Source organism: Shewanella phaeophyticola, assembly GCF_025398315.1.
GTDB classification, from domain to species: Bacteria; Pseudomonadota; Gammaproteobacteria; order Enterobacterales; family Shewanellaceae; genus Shewanella; species Shewanella phaeophyticola.
This window is the reverse complement of record NZ_JAODOQ010000001.1, coordinates 1,063,420-1,081,759: the sequence shown is the minus strand read 5'-3', so window position 1 is coordinate 1,081,759 and position 18,340 is coordinate 1,063,420. Positions and strand designations below refer to the sequence as shown.

The window sequence follows — 18,340 nt, the reverse complement described above, 5'->3', positions numbered from 1 at the left end:
ATCTCTCTCTAGTGGTGAGGCATGCTGTCTTTTAGCTTTTCTAAACTGATTCTCATTTTTGAGTCTAAACGGGTGCTAAAGAAAACACCTGATAGAGCTGCAACCATTCCTGCCATAGTTGGCATTGTAGCCATAGAGATACCAGCCGCCATTAAACGAGCATTACTCGTCCCCTGAACTGCCATCACATCGAATACTGAAATCATACCGGTAACGGTACCTAATAAACCAATCATTGGACAGATTGCTACTAGGGTTTTAATTAACAGCATACGTGCATTCAAATCTTGCTTCGCTTGGGATACCCAAGCTTCACGGATACGGTGAGCATGCCAAGAAGTCGTCTCTTCTCTTGATTCCCATGAGGCGATTACTGCTTGATGTTGTTTTGGTGATATCCAGTTAAGATACCAATAACGCTCAAGCATTAACACCCACATTAGAAATAGCACTGCTGCAACCAACCAGAGGACATCGCCTCCGGAGGCCATGAAGCCCCTGACGGAATCCCATACGTCCATCAGGATTAGCATCATTAGTCAGCCCTCTTCTCAGCATGTTCTGCGATAATACCAGCACTTTGCTCTTCAAGAACTTGAACGATAGATTTGCTACGAGCAACAACTACAGCATGTAATAACATTAACGGTAGAGCGGCGATTAGACCTTGAACCGTTGTAATAAGAGCCATAGAAATACCACCAGCCATCAGTTTAGGGTCACCAGTACCAAACAACTGAATAGATTGGAAGGTTGCAATCATACCCGTTACAGTACCTAACAGACCCATCATAGGTGCGATAGCTGCGATAACTTTAATGATTGAAATACGCGCTTCCAAAGCTGGCGTTTCTTTAAGAATTGCTTCGTCAAGTTTTAACTCTAAGGTTTCAACGTCTACGTCTTTATTAGATTGGTAAACTTTTAAGATGCGACCTAAAGCATTGTTGCCTGGGTTATCAATGTTCTTACGTTGGCTGTTAACTTTACCACCAATGATAGTAAGCGTGACTAAACGCTCAAGCGCAATTAATGCACCTAATGCTAATAGCGCAAGAATGATATAACCAATTGTACCACCCGCTTCTAAACGATCTTCAAGACTTGCTTTGTTAGTGAAGATGTTCAATAACACACCACGAGCAGGGTCAACATAAAAAGGAGCAACACCTGAGGTAGTGCCTTCCCATTTAGCAACTGCACTGACTTGGTAACCTTCTGGTTGTTGTGATAATTGCTGAATCAAGTTTAGCTCAGGCTTATAAACAACATATTTGCCTTCAGCTGTTAAGTTGAAAGGATCAACACGGTGAATTGCAGTATTAACTACGTTACCGTCAATTGCAGTAACAGCACCGTCAAACTTAACCACTTTGCCTGATTGAACCATTTCAAATAATTGAGCTTCCCAGAATTGTTCTAGCTCTTCAATTTTTGGTAATGATTTACGAGCACCTAATTCTGCAATGAATGCATCACGGCCAGGGAATTGAGCGCTGATGTTTGATGCCGCAAGTTTACCAGCGAAATCGCCAGCTTCACCTTTAACAACACCGAACATTTCACCTAAGTCACCTTGAGCGGTTTTTAAGTCTTCTTCTAACTGAGCAATTTTACGCTCGTTATCTAAGAAAGCTTGGTTTAGGTCTTTACCACGTTGCTTTTCTGCTGCTAAAGCGTTTTTTTCACGCTTAAGTAAGGCAGCTTTATCGCCACGTTCTGCTTGGAATTCTCTTTCGCGCTTAGCGTTGGTTTTGCCTTCGTTAGCACGGTCAACTTTAACTTGTTGCAACAGCTGATCAATAGTTTTAGGTGCATCTGCAGCTGAAACCATACCGGCTGTTAAAGAGAAAGTTGCAGCCACTAGAGCTGATGTAATTAACTTCTTCATTATTGTGCAGTCTCCGCAGCAGGAATTGGTAGTCCGAATAGGTCTAATGCGCCTTGCTTACGAGCAATGCGAATACCTTTAGTGATGTCACGTAAATAGCTGTCTTCTAACTTGTTCCAAGTTTTAGCGTCAGCGTCGTACATCCATGCTGTTTTTTGATCTAAGCTTTGCGCATATAGTGCAACACGACCTAGGTTAAAGAAGTCTACTAATACTTCTTTACCGTCTAAGTCTAGCTTACCGGTGTGAACTGCAACGAAGCTACCGTACTCACGTTCAATGCTGTATGCATCAAGGATCAAACGGTACTTTTCAGCAAGAGTAACCTCTGCTGTATTTAGGATGTTCTTCAAGTTTTCAACACGATTTTTACGAACTTCAGTGTTGAAAGGAAGATCTAAATTTACAAACTGATCTAAAGCGTCAACCATTTTAAACATTAAAGGCACAACACCTTGACGTAATTTATCAACGCCATTGATGTCTGTCTGAATTGAATCAAGTGTTTTCTGTTGATCAGCGACCAAGCCTGCAACGTAGTCATTATATGATTTTAATGACTCACGCTCATCAGCAACGCTGCCATACTCAAAAAGCATGTCTTGTGCTTGGTCAAAATATTTGTCGACTTTCTGTTGTGACGCAGCTGATGCAGCATGAAGGCTACTATCCGCTTTTTGAACGTCAGCTAGAGGATCTGCAACAACGAAGTTGCTACCAGCTAAAGCCAGTGCGCCAACAAGTGCAGTAGCGATTTTTGTTCTATTGCTTACCTTGGACATAGTTCCCAACCAATTTGAAGTGAATTAAAAAGATCAACTTAAGCACAAATTACGATGATACAAATTTGTTACCAATGTTAATTCTACTAAGTATGTCTTTTTCTTGTGATTGTTAGTTTTTCTTCCCTTTTCTACGCCGGTTAAGGCGCAGACCCGTTGGCATCATTTCACAAAATGTTGACCTGTGTCAACATTTGCAAAGCGTAAAAACTAGTGGAAAGAGCTGTTAAGACGAGGAATGTAAATGAAAGGTGAATTAATAGACATCTTCAACATAAATCTGTAGTAATTTAGTGCTATGGGTAAAATTTTACTTATTTAAAATCATGATCTTAATCAAAAAATAACTTATGTTTTTTTGATTATTTATTATAAAACTATTCTATAAGATATTTTTTTGAGCACTTAAATACCAACCTAGCACTTCATTTTGTTCATTTTTTAACACTTTGAGCTCGTTTAAAGAAAGTAAATTTTGGCTAAAATGACTAATGAAATGACCTAGTTTATCCTCATCAAAAGAAGCATTTAATAGTTCAGTTAGTCTTAACTTCAATGTATCCATCTGTAATTTAATGAATTCGATAAATTGTTGCTTTTTTGCTATGAGCCAAAATAGTCCATCTTTAAAAAATTGCGCCACAAACATCATAAGTTGGCAGTCTTGTGCGGCTTTCTCGTCAAATAAAACTAAATGTTTTATCAGTCGGTTGATTTCTGCACGAATTTTTTCACAGTTGGGATCCTGTTTAATCCTTACTATATCATTAGGTGATGAAACATTGCCCATTGCTATAGCAATATTACTTAAACAGGTCACTAACTCTTCAGCCTGAGGTTGTTCAACTAAGCGTAGAATTTTACGATTTCGATTAATGATCATCGAATTGGCATGGTGAAAAACCAAGCAAAATTGTCCATTGTCTTTAAGCACTCTTGAGGCCTCTTTCAATGACAAATCAATATTTGAGTACTCAAAACCAAATTGCGAGGTATATAAATCAACGGTGCCAGTTGCGAAAGGCAAAGATTCACTTGCTTCATTTGATAGTAGTTTAATGGCAATATTAGATTGTTGAGTCTGGGCTTTATCAGTTAATTTAACGTCAGCTAAATCGACTCCAACCACCTCGCCTTTAATATTAGCGCCGTTTAATGCCTCACGTATTAATAGGGGTAACGAACCATTACCTGTGCCTATATCCACCGCCATAAAGCCATCCTGCAACCCCGCAAACGTAGGTTGCCATATCGACTTTAATACCCCCTCATAGTTACCTGATAATGCCTCGCCAAAAGAGGTTGTATGCCCTTGCTGCCAATATTCACTCCAATGGTTATTCATATACATCACTCACTTCAAATTCACTGTTTTATTAATGTTGATTAAATAAAAAGGCTCCCGAAGGAGCCTTATTAGTCTAAATAACTAGCAAATGGTGACTAGTGTTTAGAACTTTAGAGTATAGCTTGCACGGTATTCGCGACCATAGTTGTTATATAGGTCAGCGTTGTCGTAGATACCAGTAGAGGTTAATACTGGATCTTCATCTGTTAGGTTGTTGATACCTAATAAGATTGAACCGTAGTTACCTGCATCGTATACATAGCTTAGGTTATGAATTAACCACGAATCTAAGTGACCCGTGTCATCATCTTCGTAAGTAGAAGACGTGTAGTTCATGTTCCAAGAGAAGCTATGGTCACCTAACATGTAGTTAGTAGTGAAGTTAGACTTATAGTCTGGTAAACCATTCCAACCAGCAATATCTTCAGCTGCAGCACCACCTTCAACTTCTTGGATGTATTCTAGAACAAAGCTGTTGTTCCAGTTAAAGCCAATGTCACCAATTGCGGTTTCAAACTTGGCATTTAAAGAAACGTCAACACCAGTAATTTCAAGTTTATCACCGTTACCATAACCAGTACCGATTTCTAGTGCACGACCTAATGTACCATCAGCTCCATCTGGAGCACGTGTTACATAGAATGTATCGGTTTCTTCAAGAGTACCAGCTGCAACACCACGCATAACGTTGGTAATTGTACGCTGACTGATTACGTCATCAATGTTCAAGTTGAAGTAGTCAACCTTAACACCGATGTCATCTACGATATCCCATGCAACACCAAGGTTGATGTACTCAGATGTTTCAGGATCATAAGTCGCTGTTAGCACTGATGTAAGTATCGTATTGCTTAGAGCTACAATCTGCTTCAGAAGTACCTGCAGATGTACAGAATGGGTAATCGGTACCTGTTTCAGCACTAAATGTAGTTGCTGCATATAACTGGCTTAATGAAGGAGCACGGAACGCTTCAGAATAAGAAGCACGTACAACTACATTATCAAGCGCTTGCCAACGAACAGATGCTTTAGGCGCTAGGTTGTCACCAAAGTCGCTGTAATCATCGTAACGCGCTGCAAGGTTTAACTCAACATCGTCAGTTAATGGTAATACTGCTTCGTAGAAGGCAGCCCATACTTGACGGTCGCCACCTGCAGAGTTACCCGCACTACCACCAATTAGACCCGCTTCTGACTGTGCGTCATAAACTTCGCTGAAATCTTGGTCAAAGTATTCCATACCTACATAGTGAGCAACAGCGCCACCAGGTAATTCAAATGCATCAAAACCAATACCGGCACTCCACTGGTCGAATGTTGCACGACCGGTAGTTAAAGTAGTTGCCTTCATGTTATTGATACCAGCTTCTGAGCCTAAATCAATATCATTTGCTTGGTTGTAAGCAAGACCAGAGTAGCTTAAGTAGTATTCACCCACTGACTTGTTGTCAGCGATATTGTGGTGGTAATAAACTTCCCATTCTGCATCGTTTAATGCGCTGATAGTACCGCGTAGACCCGTTAAGTAATCTTGGTTGTAGTCATCTACAACACCATCACGAGTACCAATACCAACCCAACGGAAATAACCATAAGTTTCTTCACCATATGGGTTGTGTGCGTTATCAGCAGCCATGTTATTCCAACCTGCAGCTGGAGGAGCATAACGACCAAATGATTGGTTTTGAGTAACCATTACACGACCAAACCATTCTACGTCCTCTGCAACTTCATAGTTAGCGTCAACGTATACAGTGTTACGGTCTACAGATGCTTTGTTGTAAGAAACGTTAGCATATGCATACATACAATAAGTTGAGCCTGCGCTCCAATCGTTGTCAGCAGCAACAGTTTGGAAAACGTTTGAACCATATTCAGCTTCTAAATCATCACATAACAGTGATGCTTGAGTAGAAGAGAAGTCAGGAGCGGCTACGGTTGCACCATAAATACTCCAACCTGCAGTTTCTTCATAGGCTTGGATAACACCATCGCCATTGAAGTCAGTCATACTTGCAGCGGTGTATGAACGGTCAGCGTCTGAGATACCTTTACGGTCTTGGTGGTCAAACGAGAAAGTAATGTTACCTTTATCCATTTGATAACCAGCAACAACCGAGAATTCTTTACTTGTTAAGCCGCCATCTTGGTCACGTGAACCGCCACCAACGTTGAACTCAATACCTTGGTAGTTCTTTTTCATGATGATGTTTACAACACCAGCAATCGCGTCAGAACCGTAAGTAGAAGATGCACCGTCAGTTAAAATGTCGATACGCTCTACAGCAGCCATTGGGATAGCGTTTAAGTTAGCAGATGCACCACCTAGTGTTGGTGAACCTGGGAAACGCTTACCATCGATAAGAACCAACGTACGGCTTGAACCAGCACCACGTAAGTTAATCGTTGCTTGAGACTGTGCAGAACTACCTGAACGCTCAGAGAATGAACCGAAAGAGTTCAAGTTACTGTTACGAAGTGCGTCAGCAACTGTAAAGTTACCTTCCATCTTCATATCTTCAGTAGTAATTGTGGTAATAGGTGAAGCGCCTTCAAGGTCAGAACGCTTAATACGCGAACCAGTAACCTCGATACGTTCAACTTTTGCGCCATCTTCATCAGCAGCAAAAACAGCTGGTGCAGTGAATGCTGTTGCAGCAGCACCACCGATCAATGCTAAACGCACTGACTTGGCTAGGATATTCTTATGCATTGTCTATCTCCCTGGACTTAAATTCTTTCTTATAATTCTAACAACCTTATCTTAGGTGTTAGTACAATGAGAGAGTGCAACAGGAAATCATTACAAACGCTCAATTACAGATGCAATAAAATCACATTTAATACAACTAATCAACATTTGAAATGCCATAAGCACAAAAGTTAATCAAATGTAATATCCATTCTTGTTCACAAAAATGAACAACCATTCTAAAAAAGCCTAAAAAACATCACTTTATAGAACTTTAGTTTTATTTACATAAAAAATGAATGTAAAAAATAAATTTCTTAACATCCTGTTTTGCAGCATGATTTTATGTGCTAGGTGTTTTTTTTGAAACGAATGCGATAACAGAATGTTAAATTATGTTAAACAACGGAAAGACTTAAAATGTTAAATATTTGAATGTTAGCTAGCCGAAACTAACCTGATGAGTGAAGTTTTGCCCATGACGTGCTTGCATGAGGCATGGAATGTTGTTGGATTTGTTAAGCGGTTAATAAATGGTTAGTTCAATATTTAACATCTACCTAAAAGGGATTACGTCACTCAAAATTAATTTAGCAATGTTAAATAAGTGACAGTTGGTCATTGACCAGAGCATCAAATCGCTGACCACAGAGTTGCAAAATGGGTTCGGCTATCGGTTGAATTTGCCTATTGATGTAATACTCATAATCAATATTGGTTGGATGTGCCTCGATAGGTTGCGCGCCTGTGGTGGTTATCACATACTTGATTTGTTGACCTCTTCGGGTCACTTTATTTGTACCTTTTATTTGCGCTAACTGTTTTGCCGCTTTGACATGAGGAGATGATTTAGCTGTATAGTCTTCTACGTGCCTACGGAGTCGCTTTTTAAATATCAGCTCAGCATCTCTGTCACCTTGTTTAATTGCATCTAATTCTTGGCGTAGATAATCGATAACATCTTCACCTTTAAAAAACATTTCATATAAGACGTATTGCATTTTTCGAGCAATCGGACTCCAATCACTTCTGACTTGCTCCATGCCTTTAAAGGTCAACTTAAGCTTACTGTCAGCCCCTAATGAAGCTCCAACATAGCGTTTTTTACTCCCCTCTTCAGACCCTCTTAATGTCGGCATAATGAATTGGTCAAAGTGAGTTTCAAACTCAAGTTCGAGGTGACTGTTGAGTTGATATTCTTGCTCACACCATTGTGTCCAGCGTGTCGTAATACTCGTTGCTAATTGCTGACCTAACGCATTAATATCTTTAATCGCATGGTTATCACCAAGCCACACAAATGTTGAATCGGTATCACCATAAATCACTTGATAACCCGCACCTTCTATCCATTGCTTTGTGAGTTTCATAATTTGATGACCGCGCATGGTAATTGAGCTGGCCAATTTGGCATCATGAAACACGCAACCTCGCGAGCCTAATACCCCATATAATGAGTTCATAATAATTTTAATCGCCTGAGATAATGGCGCATTATTTTCGGCTTTAGCGATTTCTCTTTGAGCTGCTAACTTAGCCACTAAATTGGGTAAAATAGTGTTATCGCGGGCAAAGTGAGCCCCTAAATAGCCCGGTACAGTTGCGGTAAGCTTGCCCTGCTTAGCTAATTGCAATCCTTCTACCAAGCCTTTAGGGTCAATAAGAAATGTACGAATAATTGAAGGGTACAGGCTCTTAAAATCAAGCACTAACACGTCTTTGTAATACCCAGGAATTGACGACATGACATAACCACCTGGGCTTTCTAACCCTTGGCTAGCAGGATGTGCTGGAGCAACAAATCCACCACGGTGTAAGTGCGGTAAATATAAATGGTAAAATGCAGCAATTGATGCACCGACACGGCCAAATTCAAGGCCGGTTAATTTGGCTCGCTCAATAGCAAAATCTATCAGCTGAGTCTTTTCAAAAATGTCCCACACTAAGCGGCTGTCGGTAATGTTATAAAAAGCCAGTGCGTTTTTATCGTTATTAAATAATGATGTAATTTCTTGACCGCGATTTTCAACATGCTCAATCGCCTTGCCTTCTTCGAGCAATTGTCTTGAAACAAACTCCAGAGAGAAACTATCAAATTGATAAAATGCGGCTTTTAACCAATCAATGCCATCAAGCACCACGCGTCCCGGTAAAGACAGTGTTTCGAGCCTAAATTTATCAACAACCTTCCAGGTCAGTTCAGTACCACCACGGCCAATCATTAAAGGAATACCATGTAAAACACAACGTCGATAAAGTAAAGCTAAGTCAAATGTCACCACAGCCCAACCGATAATAATATCTGGGTCGTACTGCTTAAACCAGGCAATAAGATGAAGAATAAGGTCAAGTTCATCCTTTACCCACACAATAAAATCATGGCAATTTTGCTGTGGTTCACCCACCATAAATACACATTGATATTGATCACCATATAAACCAACTGAATATAACTCGCCATCAAAGCTGCATTCAAAATCCAATGAAATAACACTCAGTGTCACATCGGCATCCGTAGGTTCTCCCACCCACTGCCTTGCACGATGAATGAAAAGATTAGGTAATGTTTCTGTGTGGGGTTGAGGCAGGAAATGACCAATGCATTCGAAATCTAATGCGATAAATCGTTCAATTAAGTAACGTTGTTCAGCCCTGATGTCAGCTTCAAACAATGTAATACCTAAATCATTTGCGATGCGGCTAAGTAATTTTAATTGTGTGTTAGATTTTAAATACAACGCACTCACAGGTTCGTGGGCAAAGCTCATTAATGCGATAGCTTCAACCTTCAAAGAGAAATCAACTTTATTGGCTAAGATATCAACATCCTGTTGGCGACAAAAACAAATCACTTCACTGTGATGTAATTCGGCTAAAACAGGATCACTAGCTGTTTTAATAAAATATTGCAGTACCAACTGGCCATGGCGATAAATCGCATGACGCGTCAACACCTTGCCTTTAATGACTTGCAATTCTGGTGGTGTTTCTTCGGTACTCATCTGTGGTTTAATTTGCGTCGCTAAATGATTCAATTTTATTTATTACTTCGTAGCATGCTAATTCACTGTTATTATGTACAGCATAATTCAGACCACGCAGAAATCATACTTCTATGCTACCGGATACGATAAAAAGTCAAATTCGCACTATTTATAAAGAAATTGCCAATGCAATGCCGCAATTTCGATCTCGTCGCGAACAAAACTATATGGTAGCCGAGATATCAAAAACTCTGGCGGGTGAATATGACAAAGACCGACGCATTATTGTGGTTGAAGCAGGTACTGGGATTGGTAAATCATTATCATACATTCTTGGAACCATTCCTTTAGCCATAGCGAGCAAAAAGAAGGTGTGTATTGCAACGGCTACCGTAGCCCTGCAAGAACAACTCTTGCATAAAGACTTGCCGTTTTTTTTACAACAGTCTGGCGTCGATTTTAAATTTGGCTTGGTTAAAGGCCGCCAACGCTATGTGTGTTTAGCTAAACTTGAAGCCATGCTCGGCACTCAAGACAGCTCGCAAATGGCAATGTGGCAAACTAAACCCGATCAAAGCCAGATCAATGAATTACAAAAACTGCATCAAGATTTTCATCAGAAACGTTGGAACGGTGAAATTGATACCCTGCAACAACCTATCCCGGATTTTTTATGGCAACAAATTTGTTGTGATAAACACAGCTGTCATCGTCAAGTGTCAGCCCATCACAATTGTCCATTTCACAAAGCACGTGAAGACGTAGACACCTGGGATGTACTCATTGCTAACCATAGTTTATTGTTTGCCGATTTAGAGTTAGGCGGTGGGGTGATTTTACCCGAACCTGAAGACATGTTTTATGTGATAGACGAAGCACATCACTTACCCATAGTTGCGAGGGACTTTTCCAGTGCGCAGGCAACGTTACGTGGCGCCTGTGATTGGCTAGAAAAAGCTTCAAAGACCTGCTCAAAACTGCAAAATCAGCTTAAAACCAATAATATTATTGCCCCCGTGCAAGCCATGCTTGATCACATCAGCGATTTAACCAACTTACTGACACAAGTGGCGCATTATTGCGACACCCAACCACAGTTATTTGCCAATCCTGAAAGCCGTTTGCGCTTTGAACACGGCCAGTTACCTCAAGCGTTGCTAATTCAAGCTGAAAATTTAGCGACGGCATCCGGCTCTGCGGTAAAACAATTTAATAAAGTGGTGTCAGTATTAAGTGAAGCCATTAAAGATGGTGAAGTGCCCAAGCATCAATCTGAAGGCTTATTGTCTGAAACAGGCTTTATTTTACAGCGTCTAGATAATTTACATAAGCTGTGGAAAATGATGGCCAAAGAAGACAGTAAAAAAGGGGCGCCAATGGCTCGCTGGGCAGAGCTGATCACTGGTAAGCAACAAGACTACTTATTTTGTTCATCTCCCATTGAAGTTGGTTTTATGTTGGAGTCAATGTTGTGGCAAAAAGCGGCTGGCGTGGTACTTTGCAGTGCAACATTACGGGCATTAAACAACTTTAATCACTTTGCTCATCAAGTCGGTTTAGGCATTAATGATGGCAGTCGTTTTTTAGCCTTATTGTCACCTTTTGATTACGAGAACAACGCCACATTATTTATTCCACAAATGGCCACTGAGCCGACTGATGACAATTACACCGCCGAAATTGCTGAACACATTATCGCATTAGTCGATGGCGAAATGGCTACCCTTGTGTTGTTTGCATCTTATTGGCAAATGGAAAAGGTTGTCGATTTTGTCGAAGGCAAAATTCCCAAAGATCAACTATTTGTACAAGGCGAGATCCCACGGCAACAAATTTTAGAAAAACATAAACAGCGTTGCGATGACGGGTTGCCCAGTATTATTTTTGGTACAGGCAGTTTTTCTGAAGGACTCGACTTACCCGGTGACTACTTAACTAACCTGATTATCACTAAATTGCCCTTTGCTGTGCCAACCTCTCCTGTTGAACAGGCACATGCAGAATATATAAAAGTAAAAGGCGGCAATCCGTTTTTACAGCTGACAATTCCTGACGCATCGCGTAAATTAGTCCAAAGTTGTGGTCGCTTATTACGTAAAGAGCAAGATTATGGCCGAGTCACAATTTTAGACCGGCGCTTAGTGAGCAAACGTTATGGCAAATCATTAATTGATGCCCTTCCTCCATTTAGACGTGTAATAGAATAGGTATTGAGTTGGATTTATTATTAGACCCTAGCCACTGGGCTATATTAGCGGTCATCGGCATCATTGCTGGCTTTATTGATGCCATCGTAGGAGGCGGAGGTTTATTATCTATTCCCGCGTTACTCACAGTTGGGATCCCGCCTCATCTTGCTTTAGGCACCAATAAATTAGCAGCATGTTTTGGTTCTGTCACTTCAAGCTTCACTTTTTATAAACAGCAACTTTTTACCCCCAAATTATGGAAAGCCAGCTTTGTTGCAACTTTCATCGGTTCAATCACTGGCTGTTTCTTGGTATTTATGGTTGATCCCAAATGGTTAGATAAACTCTTACCGTTATTGATTATTGCTATTGCCATTTATACCTTATTGAGCCCTAAGGCCATGGGCGATGGCAATATCAATTTACCCGTTGAGCATTCGCCCAAACATAAACAAATCGGCCAAGGCTTGTTACTTGGTAGTTATGATGGCTTTGCAGGATCAGGTATTGGTGCATTTTGGACCGTCACCTCTGTCTCTCTCCATAAGCTGCCTCTTTTATACAGCTGTGGTTTAGCCAGAGTAATGACGTCTGTGAGTAATATCACCGCGTTAATTATTTTTGCCTCTATGGGACAAGTACAATGGGTGTTAGGTTTGTGGATGGGTTTTTGCATGATGGCAGGCTCTTATATTGGCGCCAGAAGCGCCATTCGTTTTGGGATCCCTTTCATTAAGCCCATTTTTATTATTATGGTATTGTCTATTGCGGTTCACTTAACTTGGAGTGCTTGGGGATGAATACCCAACAATTGGTTTCAATGTTAAAGCAGCAACTCACGCAACTTGAACGTGATGCACTCGCGCATGACCAAAACTTTACCCCTAACCATCGACAAACATTACAACAAATAGAGCGTTTTAATAGCCAACTGTTTGCCCAACAAGGTGGCTTTTTAAGCCCATGTATTACCCAGCTTCGGCAAGATATTCAAAAGCTTGAAAAACAGTTATCACTTAAACTCGGTGGTCAAGTCATTCAATTGAGCTGTGATAGGATCCAAGACCGCTTCATTGCTTTAAAAAGAGCACTATTAACCACTGACATCAATTTAAAAGCCGAAGCACAACGCAAAGCCAGTAATCGTGCTCGTTATGCTAAAAAACAACAGCAATCTGCTCAAGATAATGGATTTGGTTGGATTGCCAGTAATGTGATGCAAAACAGCCATCAATTATATGCTGAGCTCAATAAACACCTTAATTGGGCACAAAAATTTGAACAAAAAATTGAACAAATGGAAGCAAATCTTGAATTCTGTCATAGTGATGACAAAATTAAATTGCAACATGACATCCTTTTGATGCATCGTCGCTTAGGAAAATGCAAACAAGCAATTAGTTATATTGAAGAGCGTATTCAATTATTTGAACGACCTCGTCAAAGTTACCCTCGTTAAGGAGCAACAATGAAATCTGTATTCACCACTAGTGCGCTGTTAGCATTATTAACTTCATCTTCTGTATTTGCAGCAAATTTAACTATTCCAATGTCTTTCGAATATTTAGCGCTTGACGGTGAAGCCATTGAAACAAATATGTTTAGGCATCAATCAGATTTAACACTCTCCAATGGTACGCATAAAATTGCTATACGTTATCACGATGTCATCGATGACTCATTTAGCGACAGCCAATCATTTGTTAAATCAACCCCATTTATTGTCACGCTAGCCGTAGATGGCGATTATCAATACAATTTAAAACCTGCTGAAGGTAATGTCATCAAGGAGCCAAAAACCTTTGCTAAAAAGCCGCAAGTAAAGCTTAGCCGTAAAGATAATGGGTCTGTATCTTATAGTGTTGAACACACTAACTTTACTGAAGAAACATTCATCAGTAATTTGTTTAAAACCAATCAGCAACAAGATTTTGAAGACTTATCTGTTTCTGCCACAACAGATACTCCGCAAGTGATTACCCAGGCACCAGTAAAATCGGACATTGCCGTGGCAACCAGTGTAGCGCCAACAGCAAGCACGGCACCTGCTGCCAATAACGCTAATCCTGCTCAAGCAGAACAAATGCTGCAATATTGGTGGTTACAAGCAGATGAAAAAACCCGTAAAGAATTTATGGGCTGGGCAATTAAACAACTGTAATGCCTGCTGCGATCCCTTTTAGTGTATCACGCCAGCTATTCACAGCTGGCGTTACCTCACACTCATCGATTTCCAACAACTAAATATCAACTGCTGTATGAACATGCCATTGAGCAGCAATTATTGTTCGAGGCATCACGCCATATCCCCAGTGCCATTAGCATCGACACGCTCCATGACGTTCATTGTCCTGAGTATGTTAAGCGATTTATCAGCGGAACGTTAAATCACAAAGCGCAACGGCGTATTGGCTTTCCCTGGAGTGAACAACTAGTCAATCGCACCCTTCATGCTGTTAATGGCACAGTACTTTGCACTCAATTAGCATTAGAACATGGTATAGCGGTGCATTTAACCGGAGGGTATCACCATGCTCACTACGATTTTGGTAGTGGATTTTGTATTTTCAATGATTTAATTATTGCCGCTATAACCGCTATCGACAGCGGCCGAGCGGATAAAGTGTTAATCTTTGACTGTGACGTCCACCAAGGAGATGGCACTGCCACGTTGGCTCAACAGTATCCAGATATCATTAGTTGCTCTATTCATTGCGCACAAAACTTTCCATCGCGTAAGCAAGACTCAGATCATGATATTGATTTAAATAAAGGCTGCAGTGACCAAGAATACTTAGAACATATTCAGCAAATCCTGCCCTACCTTATTCGACTGCATCAACCTGATCTGATTATTTATGACGCTGGGGTAGATATCCATCAGGATGACGATTTAGGTTACTTCAATATTTCTGACCAGGGCGTTTTAGCCAGAGATACTCAAGTGATGTCTATTGCTAAAAGCCATGATATCCCCCTTGCAGCCGTGATTGGTGGAGGCTATAGTCGTAATGAAACGGAGTTAACTCATCGACATAGTCAATTACTCATTGCAGCAAACGAGGTTTGGTTATGCAAATAACCTCGTTTATTTAGCTGACACATATACGCAAAGTATTCGACAGAACGTCGATCACCAATTTGATCTCAATGGAGCAAATAATGCACTTAGATATTCGTAACTATTATGAAGTTCTATTAATGGAAATACTGAGAGATGAAGGCTTAATGGAAGAGTTGCCAGAAGAGTACATTGCTGATTTATGCTGCGTCACCTTAAATCAATTACCAGTGCGCTATATTCGCCATTTAGTCGACACGTATTTTTTTGAAAACTACCAAGAATTACACATGATGAAAACCGAGATTTATGATGCACTCGAAAAGTCTCGTCAATTTTTAAAAGCCAATTTACAAAAACGCTTACAAGAAGAAGCCGAGTTAGCCGCAGCACAACAAATATAAACTATCAGGGTTGCTTCATAAAAGTAGCCCATTGTTTAATATAGTAAATTAAACACTTGTGCAAATGAGTTAAGCGATTGCTTTTTGCGAAAATGGAAATGTATTAGTGAAATATTGATGGTGATCAAATTTGGAGGTTCCCCTAGAGCCGACACCCCGGCACACGAGTCGCTTGCTGCGGTTGCTCCCTTCCGAGCCTGGCCGAGTTCACAAGTTATCATTGCGGGGGAATCCTAGGGTCACCATTGACTTCTGATAAACATCGTTGTTTTTCAGAACGGGGCGATTATCCCCTAACCCATTGGCTTGATCAAGTCTTAATCTTGATAACTTTGCAATCAAGTGTTTAGTTGCACAATACTTACGCAAATGTCATCCGAACACGTTAAAACTTCCGCAATATCAGAATTTAGTGTTATTCAACGGTCAAAGTTGATTACACCAAAATGAATAGTCAGATCTTAGTCACAACTCTACACATAATTCGATGAGTAACTTGCAAAGGTTAGCTAACATAAGTAATGAATAAAATCCGCACACTGTTAACCCTTAGTGAAATGCGTGATAACTAAAAATGCAGGGAATACATGATGAAAACAATGACAGTTCGTCCCGCAACAAAAGCGGTAATAAGCGCAGGGCTTCTTGCTTTTGCACTATCAGGCTGTGGAGGCAGCGATGGCTCTGATGGTGAAGATGGTACAGATGGCATCATCGGTGTTGATATTGACAGCGCATCAACATTACAAGCCACATTTACCGATGCAACCATCACTGAAGGTAGTGTGAATGTTACTTTCAGCCTAAAAAATGGCAATGGCGTAGCGGTACTTGGGTTAACGAAAGATCACGACTTGCGTTTTGGTGTTGCCCAATTGACCCCTGTTGTCGAAACTGTCGATGATACTGAAATTGACCGTGGCTATCAGTGGCAGTCGTATATCAATGTATTAACACAGCCGACGACAAGCTATATCCCAGATGACGAAACCAACATTACCCCATCAGAACAATATCAAGCTGAAGTAGAAGTAGCATCAGCTTGTGAAACTTGCTTAGTTGATAATGAAGATGGCACCTACAGCTATACATTCCAAACCAATATTAGTCAGGTTACTGAACCATTAACCATCACCTACAATCAGGATAATACTCAACGTATTACTCTTGAGCTAAAACAACCTCTGGTTACTGCCAATGCTCATTATGACTTCCAACCATCAACAGGGTTAACAGAAGATATCGCTTCTCGTGACGTGGTATCAATTGAGACGTGTTACACCTGTCACCAACCTGACAGTCTTGAGTTACACGGTGGTCGTCGTATCGATTTAGAAAACTGCGCGTCGTGCCATACCGCCACATCAGGCGACCCTGAAACAGGTAACAGTGTTGACTTTACTTATATGATCCATGCAATTCACAAAGGCCAAGACCGCGTGACTTATACCGCTGCAGGTGAAGAAGCCGCACCTTATAAAGTGATTGGCTATGGTGGTGGATTACATGATTATGGCAACGTAATGTATCCACAAAAACCCGCCGCGGACTGTAGTGCTTGTCACGTTGAAGGAACTGACGCACCACAAGATGCCGGATTATATACCGCTAACCTAAGCGATACTGCCTGTATTGCTTGTCATACAGAATCAGCCTCTGAGCACCATGTTGGCTTAAGCACCCAATGTACTTCATGTCATATTGAAGATGGCTATGCACGCAGCGCACAAGAAGCCCACGGCGATGTGATGACCGCGTATAACGAAACCCAAACAATGAATGTCGTCTTTAGCGATACCAGCGTAACGGCTGATGGTGCATTCACAACCAAGGTTCAATTTACTGATGCTTCAGCCAATGTGATTGCTGCCGAGTTTATCGACACCAGTAGCCGTGTTGTCATGGCATGGGACACTGACATCGATTACCCAGCCTATAATGATGCAAGTTACAGCCAAAGACGCCTAAGACTCAGCGAAGGTGTTGCCAATGAAGACAACAGCTGGACGTTAGTGTGGAGCAACGTGACCTTACCAAGCGATTATGTAGGTAAAACATTTGAACTTTGGTCAGCAGTAAGTGCCTGTTACAACAACGGCGGATATGGTCGCCCTGAAGTGCAATTAACTTCATGTGATACTGACGATGTTCGCACCGTTGAAATCAAAAGCAATGCTTATCAGTTTGTTATGGGGGAAGATGCTGTAGATAGTACCCAAACAGCAGCTGAACGCAGAAGCATCATTGATACAACAACTTGTCAAGGTTGTCACAACCAAGAAGTGTATCACTATGATAACGGTGTTAACTGTCAAACCTGTCATACACCTGATAAATCACTAAGATCAGATGATACTTACCCAGGCGGTAGAAAATCGACCAGCTTTGCATTTAAAGCGCACAGTGCTGAAGGCCACGATTTAAGTGTTGCTGGTGTTGAATCAGGTACAGTATTAAAAACAGATTGCGCGACATGCCACACCTCAGATGGTTTCACCTTAGGCCGCTCTGAAGACCGAGTATGGCGTTTTGCTGACACCGATACTGGCGATGATGTTTGGGTTTCATCTGATACTGGTGCGTGTTTAACGTGTCACCAACAATATATTACCGAATCAACGCAGTCGCATATTGAATCTAACGGCGGTATTGTTGACGGTATGAGTGAAGAAGATGTGCGCACACGTTCAGCTGAAATGTGTTCAACATGCCACACACCCACTCGCTTAACAGAGAGTCATGGGTTTTAGATTTAACATCTGATTAATCTAGAAATATTAAAAAAGACCCCAATTAAAAATTAGGGTCTTTTTTATATAACGAACAATTAATATACCATAAAGCATTATTTAATATATACCTTTAATAATAGCCTGATCATCATCACACTATTGCGTTCGCCTTACAGACGTCTTGTTGATTGTAAAGTAGTCTTAGTGTTGGGAAAATTATTTACATCAACTTAACTGATATCAATATCGCAGAACAT

General features: G+C 40.8%; 12 protein-coding genes, 1 other RNA gene and 1 pseudogene. 7 read left to right on the top strand and 7 right to left on the bottom strand.

Going from position 1 to position 18,340, the window contains the following annotated elements; translation table 11 throughout:
- Positions 1 to 8: 8 nt before the first annotated feature.
- The 6 genes and pseudogenes from N4T56_RS05055 to N4T56_RS05030 all read right to left on the bottom strand — a co-directional run bounded on the left by N4T56_RS05055 (position 9) and on the right by N4T56_RS05030 (position 9,715).
- Complete coding sequence (locus N4T56_RS05055; protein ID WP_188919228.1) at positions 9 to 536, bottom strand: MotA/TolQ/ExbB proton channel family protein; 528 nt, start codon at positions 534 to 536, stop codon at positions 9 to 11.
- On the bottom strand, positions 536 to 1,891 hold the full coding sequence (locus N4T56_RS05050) for a MotA/TolQ/ExbB proton channel family protein (RefSeq protein WP_261732449.1): 1,356 nt from the start codon (positions 1,889 to 1,891) through the stop codon (positions 536 to 538). Before N4T56_RS05050 ends, N4T56_RS05055 begins: the two co-directional genes overlap by 1 nt.
- Complete coding sequence (locus N4T56_RS05045; protein ID WP_261732448.1) at positions 1,891 to 2,673, bottom strand: DUF3450 domain-containing protein; 783 nt, start codon at positions 2,671 to 2,673, stop codon at positions 1,891 to 1,893. Before N4T56_RS05045 ends, N4T56_RS05050 begins: the two co-directional genes overlap by 1 nt.
- A gap of 382 nt (positions 2,674 to 3,055) precedes the next feature.
- Positions 3,056 to 4,018, bottom strand: a complete 963-nt coding sequence (locus N4T56_RS05040) for a class I SAM-dependent methyltransferase (RefSeq protein ID WP_261732447.1) — start codon at positions 4,016 to 4,018, stop codon at positions 3,056 to 3,058.
- 105 nt (positions 4,019 to 4,123) lie between these two features.
- A pseudogene (locus tag N4T56_RS05035) lies at positions 4,124 to 6,734 on the bottom strand (TonB-dependent receptor).
- Positions 6,735 to 7,312: 578 nt separating this feature from the next.
- Positions 7,313 to 9,715 carry a DNA polymerase II gene (locus N4T56_RS05030; RefSeq protein WP_261732446.1) on the bottom strand — a complete coding sequence of 801 codons (2,403 nt, stop codon included), beginning with the start codon at positions 9,713 to 9,715 and terminating at the stop codon, positions 7,313 to 7,315.
- 113 nt (positions 9,716 to 9,828) lie between these two features.
- Between N4T56_RS05030 and dinG the strand changes: the two genes are divergently transcribed.
- From dinG to N4T56_RS05000, 6 genes are all read left to right on the top strand, one after another.
- Positions 9,829 to 11,904, top strand: coding sequence for an ATP-dependent DNA helicase DinG (gene dinG / locus N4T56_RS05025; RefSeq protein ID WP_261732445.1), 2,076 nt, complete (start codon positions 9,829 to 9,831; stop codon positions 11,902 to 11,904).
- Between the two features lie 8 nt (positions 11,905 to 11,912).
- The gene (locus N4T56_RS05020; protein ID WP_261732444.1) at positions 11,913 to 12,686 is read left to right on the top strand and encodes a TSUP family transporter; all 774 of its coding nucleotides are present in this window, start codon (positions 11,913 to 11,915) and stop codon (positions 12,684 to 12,686) included.
- Positions 12,683 to 13,345 (top strand): primosomal replication protein, encoded by a 663-nt coding sequence (locus N4T56_RS05015; protein WP_261732443.1) that lies wholly within the window; start codon positions 12,683 to 12,685, stop codon positions 13,343 to 13,345. The genes N4T56_RS05020 and N4T56_RS05015 overlap by 4 nt, the downstream gene beginning before the upstream one ends.
- Before the next feature lie 9 nt (positions 13,346 to 13,354).
- Positions 13,355 to 14,047: a DUF2057 domain-containing protein gene (locus N4T56_RS05010; protein WP_261732442.1), complete on the top strand. Its 693-nt coding sequence runs from the start codon at positions 13,355 to 13,357 to the stop codon at positions 14,045 to 14,047.
- Between the two features lie 21 nt (positions 14,048 to 14,068).
- Positions 14,069 to 14,968, top strand: coding sequence for a histone deacetylase family protein (locus tag N4T56_RS05005; RefSeq protein ID WP_261732441.1), 900 nt, complete (start codon positions 14,069 to 14,071; stop codon positions 14,966 to 14,968).
- 80 nt (positions 14,969 to 15,048) lie between these two features.
- The gene (locus N4T56_RS05000; protein ID WP_188919247.1) at positions 15,049 to 15,351 is read left to right on the top strand and encodes a late competence development ComFB family protein; all 303 of its coding nucleotides are present in this window, start codon (positions 15,049 to 15,051) and stop codon (positions 15,349 to 15,351) included.
- A 139-nt stretch (positions 15,352 to 15,490) separates the two neighbouring features.
- Here N4T56_RS05000 and ffs read toward each other — a convergent pair.
- Positions 15,491 to 15,588, bottom strand: an RNA gene (gene ffs, locus N4T56_RS04995) — signal recognition particle sRNA small type.
- A 350-nt stretch (positions 15,589 to 15,938) separates the two neighbouring features.
- Here ffs and N4T56_RS04990 point away from each other — a divergent pair.
- Positions 15,939 to 18,101, top strand: a complete 2,163-nt coding sequence (locus tag N4T56_RS04990; RefSeq protein WP_261732440.1) for an OmcA/MtrC family decaheme c-type cytochrome — start codon at positions 15,939 to 15,941, stop codon at positions 18,099 to 18,101.
- Positions 18,102 to 18,340 lie beyond the last annotated feature (239 nt).